The 11,880-nt window shown below is 46.4% G+C and carries 10 protein-coding genes; 8 read left to right on the top strand and 2 right to left on the bottom strand.

Features of this window, described 5'->3' with window-relative positions:
* The 8 genes from HQK80_12595 to HQK80_12560 form a co-directional block, all read left to right on the top strand.
* Nucleotides 1-401, top strand: a 401-nt coding sequence (locus HQK80_12595) for a hypothetical protein (protein MBF0223042.1), incomplete at its 5' end; no start/stop codon positions are given.
* A 97-nt stretch (nucleotides 402-498) separates the two neighbouring features.
* Nucleotides 499-3,531, top strand: a complete 3,033-nt coding sequence (locus HQK80_12590; protein MBF0223041.1) for a tetratricopeptide repeat protein — start codon at nucleotides 499-501, stop codon at nucleotides 3,529-3,531.
* 96 nt (nucleotides 3,532-3,627) lie between these two features.
* Complete coding sequence (locus HQK80_12585) at nucleotides 3,628-5,571, top strand: BatD family protein (GenBank protein MBF0223040.1); 1,944 nt, start codon at nucleotides 3,628-3,630, stop codon at nucleotides 5,569-5,571.
* Entirely contained in the window at nucleotides 5,559-6,353 is a 795-nt protein-coding gene (locus HQK80_12580; protein ID MBF0223039.1) for a hypothetical protein, read from the top strand. Before HQK80_12585 ends, HQK80_12580 begins: the two co-directional genes overlap by 13 nt.
* A gap of 206 nt (nucleotides 6,354-6,559) precedes the next feature.
* Nucleotides 6,560-8,242 carry an energy-dependent translational throttle protein EttA gene (ettA, locus tag HQK80_12575; protein ID MBF0223038.1) on the top strand — a complete coding sequence of 561 codons (1,683 nt, stop codon included), beginning with the start codon at nucleotides 6,560-6,562 and terminating at the stop codon, nucleotides 8,240-8,242.
* 250 nt (nucleotides 8,243-8,492) lie between these two features.
* Entirely contained in the window at nucleotides 8,493-8,660 is a 168-nt protein-coding gene (locus tag HQK80_12570) for a hypothetical protein (protein ID MBF0223037.1), read from the top strand.
* Nucleotides 8,630-9,439 (top strand): response regulator, encoded by an 810-nt coding sequence (locus tag HQK80_12565; GenBank protein MBF0223036.1) that lies wholly within the window; start codon nucleotides 8,630-8,632, stop codon nucleotides 9,437-9,439. The genes HQK80_12570 and HQK80_12565 overlap by 31 nt, the downstream gene beginning before the upstream one ends.
* Nucleotides 9,440-9,457: 18 nt before the next feature.
* Nucleotides 9,458-9,910, top strand: a complete 453-nt coding sequence (locus HQK80_12560; GenBank protein ID MBF0223035.1) for an isoprenylcysteine carboxylmethyltransferase family protein — start codon at nucleotides 9,458-9,460, stop codon at nucleotides 9,908-9,910.
* On the opposite strand, the gene HQK80_12555 is transcribed toward HQK80_12560, so the two are convergent.
* Nucleotides 9,900-10,490, bottom strand: a complete 591-nt coding sequence (locus HQK80_12555; protein MBF0223034.1) for a response regulator — start codon at nucleotides 10,488-10,490, stop codon at nucleotides 9,900-9,902. The two genes, HQK80_12560 and HQK80_12555, sit on opposite strands and share 11 nt — an antisense overlap.
* The coding region (locus HQK80_12550) for a PAS domain S-box protein (GenBank protein MBF0223033.1) at nucleotides 10,483-11,880 on the bottom strand (1,398 nt) is incomplete at its 5' end. The genes HQK80_12550 and HQK80_12555, both read right to left, overlap by 8 nt.

Here is an 11,880-nt window from a genome sequence, read left to right as displayed (position 1 = left end):
CAATTGGCTTGGGTAACAAGGCCGGTGCCATTGTCAGGGGTGTTAAGGATGAGCAGGGGCAGACGGTTAAATCGAGCTTGAATGAAGAGTTTTTAAGCAAGATAAGTGAGAATGCCAAAGGGGTCACCGTCTCTGCAGCGGATAGTTTTGTGGATATGAAAAAGATATACCTGGAGAAAATAGCTGCTGGCAGCCAGGAAGAGATCGGCAGAGAAGTCGAGATAGACCAAGATAGGCTTAATGAACTCGTTGAAAAGCAAAAAGAGGAAGGGGAACAGAAGATTGTCTATCAAGAGTTTTATGTTTGGCCCCTGTTGTTGGCGTTGCTTTTGCTGGTAGCTGAAGTTTTTATTTCGGATAAAAAAAAGATTAGAAGAGCGAACAATCGAACAGGCGAATAATCGAACAGGCGAATGACGAATATTCGAATGTTCCTCTGTTCCTCTGTTCGATTGTTGTTGTAAAAGTTTTGCATAGATAAATAGCTAACAACCAACCATGAAAATTAAAATCGTTATACTATCCCTACCCCTAACCCTCCTGCTACTGATCTTGCCGGTGATAAGTTCAGCCGCCCAAGAGAGCGTCAAGGATCTGGCGGCTCAAGGCAATGAGGCCTTTGCAAGTCAGGATTACGACAAGGCCTATGACCTTTACGGCAAAGCCCTTGAGCTGGAACCAGGAAAGGCGGCTCTGTACTATAATCAGGCCAATGTTTTATATCGTCAGCAGAAATATGAAGAGGCTCTCGGGCTGTATGAAAAAGCAATTAAAAATGATCCGCCTCGAAAATTGCTGAGTAATATCTATTTTAACTCAGGCAATACCGCTCTGCAAATGGCGGAATTACAGACAGCAGAGAAGCAGGAAGTTGCTGAGCTGAAAAAGGCCCTGGTCTATTACGAGAAATCTTTTGAGTTGTATCGCAATTCGCTCGACCATGCCAGGGCCACGAGCATTGCAGAGGGGCGCGATGTCCAGGAGGCCGGGCTCTACGCCAGACAGAATTGGGCCTTGGCCAGAGAGTCGTGGACTGCTACCTGGGACAAGATTCGCGAAATAGAGCGAAAAAATCTAAAGTTAGAAGATGGGGTGGCTGGATTGCTTCAGGCCCAACTGGGCTTTCTGCCGAATCTTGAGAGAACCTATTTGAACTCTATTTCCGATGATATTCTTGCCTTTAACTTGAAAAGGCTGGCCGAGTATCAGTTGGATTATCATGCTGATATGATTGCTTTGAATGGCCTGGCCGAGGAAGAAGAGCAGAAATTACAGGTAGAGCTGGATAATCTTAAAGCCAATCAAACAGCATCTGTAAATCCTGCAACGGGTCAGCCTGCTCCAGCGCAAGACACCGCCGAGATTGAACAGCAGATTGGCACAGCTTCTGAGATAAAAAAGGCTGTGCAGCAGACGGTGGCTTTAGGTGAATGGATTGTTGACAGTCTGAAGAGGGGGGAGCCACTCAAGGGCTGGCAGAGCACACGCCAGATGATAGATCTTCTCCAGAGCCTGACCAGTTTTCTTGAAAAAAGTGATCCAGCTCTGGAGGCTTACGGGAATCTAGTTGTGGAGTTGGCTGAAACGGAGGAGCTTCTCAGTCAGGCGTCAACTCTTCTAAAAATGGATGACAGTGAGGGCGCCAAGGCTGCCGGGCAAAAACGACGTGGTCTGGCTTTGGCCAAAACTGCCGCTGCAATTGGTACTATCAATACGATTGACCTGTTACTTGACCAACTTAAAAGCAGTCAGCAGGCCGATGCAGATGGTGATCCCAGTCATCCAGATCCTGCCGGGAAGCAGGATTCGGATGGTGAGGAAACCCAGGCGGCAACGTCCCTAACCTCTGAGGTAGATCTGTTGGGTGTAGCTGCTAAGCAGATAATCCCAATTGTCATTGACGAACTGCTGGCAAAAAATAACAAAATCCGGGAAGACCTTACGGCCAAGAGTTCACGAATTTCCGAAGAAACAGTTGACTCTATCGGGGAGCAGATCGCCCAGTCCGGCACGGCGCTTATCTGGTACCAGCACTTAAGCCTGTCAACAAGTCAGATAATTGCCACAATTGTTAAAGATATTGAAGCAATAGCGGATCAACTCCAGGCCGGTTTGGACAGAACGAACTCAAATAGTGATCAGCACCAGAATCCACAACTTGAGGGCGCTATTAACGAAGAGCAGATTGCAGTTCTACAGTTTCATCTCCAGAAAACGCAGGAGATAGTTGCTGCGCAGTTGAAGGAGAGTGATGGTCAGGCAACTAATGAACAGGGAAAACAGCTTATTGCTCAACTAAAGAAAGGCCTGGCGGAGGTGAATATGGCCTGGTTGAGTTTTAATAATTCCCGGGAGAAAAATGCAACAACTAAGGATATGCAAGAGATGCTGTCCGCATCTTCAGAGTTGCGGCTTGCACTCATGAGTACTCTGCTGATTTTCTCGCCAGACACGGCTATAGCCCTTTATTATGAGAGAACCAGGGGCCTCTATAAAGGTCTCGAGGAGCTTTTACCTGCCCAGGTGGATACGGTGAGCGCTCTGACCAAAAAGAACTCGATTGTCACCAAGGAGGCATCAGGCTTGAGTAGTCTGCTGCAGCAATATTTTGCTGCGCTTGATGAGTCTATTGCAAAGCTGGACAGTCCTGAGAAAAAAGAAGCATATTCAAGCTCTTTGCCAGTACGGCGTCAATCTGTCGAGCTCTTGAAGCGTTTTGTTGATGCCGGACAAGATGGCACGCAGCTTTTAAAGGAGAAAAAATTTCAACAGGCGGAACTGCTTTGTAAAGATATGTCCAACTCCATTGATAAATCGCGAATGGCATTTCTGGAGCAGCCCACAGAGAGCCAGGAGTTGTTGAGCTTGGCAATAGAGCAGCAGAAAAAGCTCGAGGAACAGTCGCGATTGGCTAATGAAGCCGCCGCAACAGAGGGAAACCCTGCACGGATAATTCGTTATGTTGCAGGGAATCAGGAAGACATAAAAAAAATAACCGGGAAAGGAACAGCAGCCATTGAGCAGCAGATCGGCTTGGCAGAGGTGCCGACCCACGGCCAGGATGATCAAGCGCAGGGTGCCCCCAACCAGCAGGTAGATACCTCAAAATTAAAGGAGGCTATTGGTAAAGTGGCAGATGCCCAGTCGGAGATGGGAAAAATTGAAACCTTTCTTAAGGCAGCAGAGTTTCATAATACCCTGACCAAACACCAGGAGGTTATTAAACTTCTCCAGGAGGCTTTGGATCTGCTCAAAAACAAGCCGGAGGAACAGGACAAAGAGAAAGGCGAAGATGAGCAGGACGACAAGCAGGAGGGTGATCAACAAGATAAAGACGGTCAGCAAGGCCAGCCGGGTGAGCAGGGACAAAATGACAAGCAGGGGAGCTCCCAGCCTAAAAAACCCTTGGAACTCGGAGCTCAGGAGGCTCGAGAGCTTCTTCAGCAGTTAAACCAGCAGGATGAAAACCAGCAGGGCGAAAAAGTTGAAGGTCGCGGTAAAAGAGCTTTCAATACGCCACGGCCATGGTAGTGTGATTTCGGATTTCGGATTTCGGATTTCGGATTTCGGATTTCGGATTTCGGATTTGTTTCGTAAGCTCTGTGCCCCAGCTGTCGTAAATTAAAAATGAACAAAGAATCACTTAAATATAAAAAAATACTCCCACTCTTTTTTTTACTGCTCTTCATTGTCGCCTGTCTGCCGACTTCCGTGCGGGCTGGATCTGTTGATGTGGAGATAATCAAGCAGGAGGCAATTGTAGGCGAAGCGCTTTCCTTTGCCCTTAAGTTCAGTTTAGAAGATGAGAATGAAGCCATTGATGTTGCCAATGTGAAACTCAATGGGGTGGCCCTGCCCTATGAGGTGCGCAGCCAAAGCAGCAGCTCCTTCACGATGGTTGTTAATGGCAAGACTGTTCGTAGTTCCTCGGATATAGTAAAAAGTTATATTTTTTCTGTCCCGGCCGAAACGGTTGGGCCTTTAACTCTGCCGGAATTTACCGTTGCAATGGGCGGAGAGAGTTATCGCGTTAAGCCGATTACCTTTCAGGTATTGGAGCGGCCCTTCTCTGATGACCTGCAGTTCTTAGTCACCATTAATAATCCCCAGGCCTATTATTATCCCTCCCAGGTGATTGATTTGAACTGCCGCGTTTTGTATCGCAATTTTACGGGGCGTCCTGAGATCGCCGAGATATCTCTGCCCATTTTAAAGAATTTGAGCTTTGAGCTGTTGCCGGACAGTAACCCCAATTTTGAACTAATCGCCAATGGTCAGCGCATCGCTGTGCAGGCAAGGCAGGGATCCGAAAAGATGATGGGGAAAACATATAACTCTCTGGGCTTCAACTTAAAGTTCAGGTTGATGAGTCATGGTGAATTTGAGTTTGCCAACTATCTGAAAATGATCGTCGAAACCGGAAAAACCTTTCGGCAGCGCTCTCTGTTTTTTGGTTCGGAACTGGTGCGGGAGACCAAACCCATTTTTGCAGACAGCGCCCCACTTAAAATCTCTGTGTTGGAGCTGCCGAATACTGATGTTCCCGATACCTTTAATGGCGCTATCGGTAAGTTTAAAATAAAGGTGACCCCCAGCAGTGATACCGCTATTCGGGTTGGCGACCCCGTTACTCTGCTTATTGAAATCTCCGGTCGGGGGACATGGGAATTTGTCAAAAGTCCGCCGATTCATAAGGTCCCTGCCATAACAGATTATTTTATTGTCAGTCAGGAGTCGGTGGTTGGCGAGGTTAATGAGCAGCAGAGCGTCAAATCTTTTTCAGTGCGGCTCAGGGTGAAATCGAAAACCGTCAAAGAGATACCTGCAATACCGTTCACCTATTTTAACCTGGCCTCAAGAAAATATATGACGGTATATTCTGACCCCGTGCCCATTAAGGTTTTTGCGGCATCGACCACCGCTCAGATTACAGATTTTAACGCGCCTCCAGAAACAGTGACCCCAGAGGGAATTTTCAAAGACCAGAATCAAGGTGATGCTGCGGGGCAAGAAGCAGTTGGGGCTGGTGCGAGCGGTGGTTCAACTGCGCAACCGGAAGTCGAGTTGCCGCCATTAATCGAGATTAGTGATAATGTGCCTTGGTCGGCAACAACCGAAAACCATGCGCCAAAGTATGGAAATCTGCTGTTTGCTGTCCTGCCTCTTGGCGGTGTGCTTTGTCTTTTTGTGATACGCTTATATCGCAAACGAGACATCAGTGAGGATATGGCTGCAAAGGTTAAATCCAACAAAGCCTATAAGCGCTTTCTGCAATCGGTTGGTCAGCTCGATCAGAGCGGCAGTGATCTTCCTGTCTTTTGTCGAGAATTAGGGCGCTGCGTGCACCAATATCTGGAAGAGCGTTTTATCTGCACCGTGCCTCATATTGATGAGCAGAGCCTGCAGCCATTGATTGATCAGAGGAAGATCGATGAGGCTGCTGCCCGGACGCTGCTTGACGTTGTTGAGGAGATTGATTTGAATAGGTACGCAGCAAATCTCTCTGGAAAAACTCAAGCGTCGCATTTACTTAAAGAGACAATGGAGGCCGTAAGAAAATGCGATACCTGAACTGTGCCGTGATGGTGGCGCTGATGTTGGTGTTGCTGGCTGCCCCTGAAAACCTGAAAGCCGCCGACCAGGATGAGGCCATTGTCAATTATCATAAGGGAATAGCCGCCCAAACCATTGGTGAACGGGAAAAATATTTTGAAAAAGCTCTGGAGCTCTATCTTGCACAATATAACAGTATGAAGCAGGATGGAGCCGTTAACGGCTTGCTCTGCTATAATATTGGTAACTGCTATTTTAACCTGGAACAAAACGAAGAGGCGATTTTCTACTATCAACTTGGCAAAAAACTTCTACCCATTGACAGCAGGATCAAAGGCAATCTGGCACAGGCTCTTGCCAAGCGTCAAAATGCGGTTGATGTTGAATCCAGCGCCTTACTGGACGGTCTGCTTTTTTTTCACTATAAATTAAGCGCAGCTGAGCAGATCAAGATTCTGATTGGTTCGGCCCTATTGACGGCTTTATGTCTGACCTGGTTGATACTACGAACGAATATTGTTGCGAAATACGCCTCTATTATTAGCGGGTTTGTTGTCTTTTGCCTGTTTGCCAGCTTGGCAGTTGAGTATTATCAGCCAAATCATGTGGGGATACTCATGAAAGCCACCGATGTTCGGCGTGGCGCCGGCAGTGGTTTTGCGCCAATTACCAGTCAGCCCTTAGGCGGAGGCTCAAGTCTACAGGTCATTCATCTGACTGATGGGTGGTATAGTGTAAAACTTAATGATGGCCGACAAGGATTCATCGAGCAGGAAAATTTAAAACTGATTACGATGTAGTGTAACTATCATGTTATTACATCGGCATGGTGTGGTATATGATGAGCAATATCTGTGAAAGTAAAAGATCACTTCGTCCTTCCAGGACGACCTATGTTGTTGGTCATAACCGGTGGCTGAAGCACACCGGCTATAACACTGGAACCCCTGCGGGGTTTTTGTAATACAATCAAAGAAAACTATTAAGAAATAGAAAAGGAAAAACTATGAGTGACGAGCCCAATAAAATTATCTATTCGATGATCAGAGTAAGTAAGTTTTTTAACAAGCAACCAGTTTTGAAGAGTATTTCATTATCGTATTTTTACGGGGCAAAAATTGGTGTGCTGGGGCTTAACGGCTCTGGAAAGAGTTGTTTGCTCCGGATTCTTGCTGGTGTTGATAAAGAGTTTAACGGAGAAATTACCTTATCTCCCGGCTATACAGTGGGGTATCTTGAGCAGGAACCTCAGTTTGATGAAACCCTGACCGTGCGTCAGGTAGTTGAACAGGGTGTGCAGGGCACAGTTGATCTTTTGGCTGAGTTTAACCAGATCAACGAAAAATTTGCAGAGCCCATGTCTGACGATGAAATGAATGCTTTGATCGAAAAGCAGGGGAAGGTGCAGGATAAACTTGATGCGCTTAATGCCTGGGAGCTTGATTCCCGTCTGGAGATGGCCATGGATGCCCTGCGCTGTCCTCCCGAGGATACCATAACCAAGGTGTTGTCGGGTGGTGAGAAAAGGCGAGTAGCCCTGTGCCGGTTGTTGCTTCAGGAGCCTGATATCCTGCTGCTTGATGAGCCTACAAACCATCTTGACGCTGAAACCGTTTCCTGGCTTGAACAGCATTTACAACGATATAAGGGCACCGTTATCGCTGTAACTCATGATCGATATTTTCTCGATAATGTTGCTGGCTGGATACTGGAGCTTGATCGTGGTGAGGGAATTCCCTGGAAAGGAAACTACTCGTCCTGGCTTGACCAAAAGCAAAAACGACTTAAACAGCAGGAAAAGCAGGAGTCAAACCGCCAGAAAACTCTGGCCCGCGAACTTGAATGGATCCAGATGTCTCCTAAAGGCAGACATGCCAAATCCAAGGCCCGTATTAAGTCATACGAGGAACTTTTTGAGAGGGGCAGCGAGAAGCGGGCTGATGAAATTGAGATTTTTATCCCTCCTGGGCCAAGACTCGGAAACGTAGTCATTGAGGCTGACAATGTAAGCAAATCCTTTGATGATAAGCTTCTGGTCGAGGGAATGTCATTTTCCCTGCCCCCTGGGGGAATTGTCGGGGTTATTGGCCCCAACGGGGCGGGCAAGACAACGCTCTTTAACATGATCAGCGGCCAGGATACGCCTGACAGTGGAACCATCAGGCTGGGTGATACAGTCAAGCTGGCTTATGTTGACCAGAGTCGCGACGATCTTGACCCGGAAAAATCTATCTGGGAGGTGATCACAGATGGCCGGGATACGATTATGCTTGGTACCAGAGAGGTGAACTCGCGGGCCTATGTCGGCAAATTTAATTTCTCCGGCAGTGAACAGCAGAAAAAGGTGGGCTTGATGTCCGGAGGCCAGAGGAATCGTGTCCATCTTGCCAAGATGCTTAAAGATGGAGCGAATGTGCTTCTGCTCGATGAGCCAACCAACGACCTTGATGTAAATGCGCTGCGCGCCCTGGAAGAGGCCTTGAGTAATTTTGCTGGTTGTGCAGTCGTCATCAGCCATGATCGTTGGTTTCTGGACAGGATCGCTACCCATATCCTGGCCTTTGAAGGTAATAGCCAGATCACCTGGTTTGACGGGAACTATACTGAATATGAAGAAGATCGGAAGAAACGCCTTGGTGTCGATGCCAACCAGCCGCATCGAATTAAATATCGAAAATTAACTCGATAGTATAGGAATTTCCATTCTTAATCGATTATATCAACACATTCTGGTATTGCCGCCCGCTTCGCTTGAGGCGCAGAGATTTTAGTTGATCTCCGCTATCGTGAGCTGCAATGACGTTTAAAAACTATTTTTTGCCACGAAAACACACAAACAAACACAAACAACTGCTTTTTTTTCGTGTGTTTCCGTGTGCTTCTGTGGCTAATTAAAGCAGTTAATCTTTTAAGCCCGCACTAAGAGCGCTAATTTAATAATGACAGCACTTTCCACGAATTCAGGAAATATCCTGATTGTTGATGATGACCAGGTGATTCGGCAGATAATTGTCACAATTGTCTCAGCCTTGGGCTACGCCGTCAATCCGCAGCTGATGGCCTTGAGGCTGTTGGGTTGCTGGAACGGAACTCGTTTTCTGTTGTGATCACCGACATGATGATGCCGAAGATGGATGGTATGCAGCTTCTAGCTCATATTAAAAGGCATCATCCCGGAACCGATGTGGTAGTCATTACCGGCCATAGTGATAACTACATATACTCCAACATTATTGATGCCGGTGGCACTGATTTTATTATTAAACCATTCGAGGGCGATGAACTTGAAGCGAAACTGAATAGAGTCTTCAGAGAAAGACGACTTATTCAGGGACTTGAGACCGAGATTGTGGATCGGAAAGAGGCGGAGATGAACCTGCTGGCTGCAAAGATCAATGTCGAAAATGCCAACTTGCTTAAAGATAGTTTGATTGACGATCTTTGCGGCACCATGGATGAGATGCTGGCCAACCGGGACCATTATACCTTCGAGCATGCCTTAAGGGTTGCAGAGATTTCAAAACGCATCGGTAAAGTCATGGGGGGTACTGAAGAAGAGATTGGGGTTATGTTGCGGGCCGGCCTTGTTCATGATATTGGTAAAATTGCAATTGATGTCGGGCAGAAGTTTTACGACTCTGTTGAGAAATATAATAGTTGCACTGGAGATGGCAGTCCTTCGCGAATGTTTCGGCGAGGAGCTGATTACCTGTTTTACATTGTTGGAACTACAAACGAAAATCAAAAGCTTATTGGAGAGATTTACGATCATCTACGCCTGGCTGAAGAAGAGTGGGGCGTTTCAGCCAAGCCTGACTCCCAGGAGTTCGCTATGGGATATCCGATTGATCAGGCGTTGGGTGAGCTGTTCAGGTCGTCGGTCTGATTGGATTTTGGATGTCAGATGTCGGAAAAGTCAGTGCAGAATAAGATACTCTCCTATTCCTTCGTTGCGATTCAATTCATCTGTGTGGTCATAATTATTGCTACCGGTCCTGTCATCGCAGACGGAATCTATCTCTTCGGGCAATGCGCAGCGATTATTCTTGGGCTATGGGCGTTGCTTGTCATGCGGCATGGCTTGATTCGGATGGTGCCGGATGTTGGTGGAAATGCTGTGCTGATCAGGCAAGGGCCATATCGTCGTGTTCGACATCCGATGTACACGGCGCTCATTTTATTGATGGCTGCACTGGTTTTTAACGAAGGATCACTTTTACGGTTTGTTACCCTGGCTGTTCTTTGTCTGGACCTGCTTGGCAAGCTGCTTTATGAAGAGAAACTTTTGAGAGTTAGTTTTGATGGGTATGGGGCCTATTGCCGAACAACGTGGCGCCTGATACCGTTTATTTATTGAACCGCCGGTCAATGGACTCCAGAAACCTTTTTCCACAGTCGGGACAGTAGCCATGCGACATACTCTTTCCAGCCTTTCGCGTCAGGTATTTTTCAACCGACATCCACTCTCCTTGGCCGGGTTCGCTGTGGCTGTCATCTCTGATTTTTTTGCAATCAAGACAGATTGGCAGGATATCTTCATATAACTGGACCATCTCTTTAAGCGATTGTTTCTCAAAACATTTAAACATCCTGAATAAAAGTTCGTTGAGGTCACAGGGTTTAAGCAGGTAGTCTTCTGCCCCCAAGCGCAGGGCATCGATTGCCGAGGTCAACTCACCGTAGCCTGTCAGGATGATTACGGCGATCTCCTGATTGTGATTCTTAACTTTTTTGAGCACTTCAATGCCGTTCATGCCCTCCATCATCAGGTCGGTAATAACCATATGGACGGTTTGCTTAGGGAGAAGTTCAATGGCCTCAGTGCCGCTGCCGGCGCAAAGAATGGTAAATCCTTCATCTTTAAGTTTACTGGCCATCGTCTTTCTGATGATGGCTTCGTCATCGACTAACAGGATTGTCCTATCAAGTTTATCCATGTTTTTTTTCTCCTGAAATTGGCAAAGAGATTGAAAATAGTGTTCCCTTTTCCAATGAACTTACTGCAATTGAACCCCCATGATTTTTCACAATACCATAGGTCACTGATAAACCCAAACCAGTTCCTTTTACGCTGGTCTTGGTTGTAAAAAAAGGTTCGAAAATGTGCTGCATCGATTCATCATCAATCCCAGAACCGGTGTCGCTGATTTCAATTACAACTGTTTCATCGGTCTGTCTGGTGGTAATGGTAATGATGCCGAATTCCTCAATTGCTTCTATTGCATTATTAAGGATATTGAGAATAACCTGTTTGATTTGATCTGAGATGGCATTGATGCGGGGAAGGCTCTTGGCATAATTCAGACTCAGAGTGATTTTTTTGTTCTCAAACTCCTTTCTTAAAAGCAGCAGCATATTGTCAATAGATTGATGAAGGTCAATAGGCACGAACATACCCGATGTAGGCCGGTTAAAATCTTGTAAGTCTTTGATTAGATTCTTGATACGGTCACATTCTTGAACTGCCAGTTCCGCAAACTCCATATTGTCATGATCAAGGTCTGCTTTTTCTTTAAGGCGTTCAAGCACGTTCCGAATACCGAATAAGGGGTTATTAATTTCATGAGCAATCGATGCGGACAGCTTGCCTATCGCTGCGAGTTTCTCGGCGTGCAGGAGCTGCTCTTGCAGTTGTTTCTCTTCTGTAATATCAATGCCGATACTAATAACATATTCTATTGAACCATCCTGAGCTCTGAAAGTTGTATTGGCCCAATCAATAATTCGGCGCTTATTGTCTTTGGTGATAAGCCTGCCGATGCGCTTCATGGCCAGACCACCATGATTGATGTTGGCAAAACTGTTTTGCATTTGAAGAGATTCTTCCGGCGAGAGAAGGAACTTCCAAAATTTTTGGCCGGAAACTTCGCTGGCGCTATAGCCGGTAACCTGTTCACAGGTTTGGTTGAAACGAATGATGTGGCCAGTGTTGTCAATGACCATAATTAAGGCGCCAGCGGTGTTTAGGACGGAGGCGGTAAAAGAAGACTCTTTTTGGAGTGCGATATCTGCCTTTTTTCTCTCTTCAACTTCTCGTTGCAGATCGATATTTGATAAGGCAAGTTCTTTGGTGTTTTTCTGTAATTTCTTTGACCCCAAAAAAAGTACGGTGCCTCCGAGTGCCCATAAAATCAAGAAGGCGGTGGTGTGAATTTTAAATTGGCGGTATGCGTGACGCAATATGTCATACATCGGCAGTGAGATACCAACACCTCCTCTGATGTCGCCAATTTTGTACCCTTGATGGCCGTGGCATTTCATGCACTCAGGTTTAACGTAAAGGGGTTGCATGAGTCGTAAATACGTTAATTTATCTTTAGAGCCAAC

The sequence above is a fragment of the Desulfobulbaceae bacterium genome, assembly GCA_015231515.1.
Lineage (GTDB): Bacteria > Desulfobacterota > Desulfobulbia > Desulfobulbales > VMSU01 > JADGBM01.
The sequence above is the reverse complement of the archived record's forward strand: the minus strand, read 5'-3'. Positions and strand labels throughout refer to the sequence as shown.

Excerpts from the sequence above, each read along its gene's own strand:
- ettA (MBF0223038.1), top strand. The coding sequence starts at position 6,560 with ATGAGTGACGAGCCCAATAAAATTATCTATTCGATGATCAGAGTAAGT.
- HQK80_12560 (MBF0223035.1), top strand. The coding sequence starts at position 9,458 with ATGTCGGAAAAGTCAGTGCAGAATAAGATACTCTCCTATTCCTTCGTT.
- HQK80_12580 (MBF0223039.1), top strand. The coding sequence starts at position 5,559 with ATGCGATACCTGAACTGTGCCGTGATGGTGGCGCTGATGTTGGTGTTG.
- HQK80_12555 (MBF0223034.1), bottom strand. The coding sequence starts at position 10,490 with ATGGATAAACTTGATAGGACAATCCTGTTAGTCGATGACGAAGCCATC.
- HQK80_12570 (MBF0223037.1), top strand. The coding sequence starts at position 8,493 with ATGACAGCACTTTCCACGAATTCAGGAAATATCCTGATTGTTGATGAT.
- HQK80_12590 (MBF0223041.1), top strand. The coding sequence starts at position 499 with ATGAAAATTAAAATCGTTATACTATCCCTACCCCTAACCCTCCTGCTA.
- HQK80_12585 (MBF0223040.1), top strand. The coding sequence starts at position 3,628 with ATGAACAAAGAATCACTTAAATATAAAAAAATACTCCCACTCTTTTTT.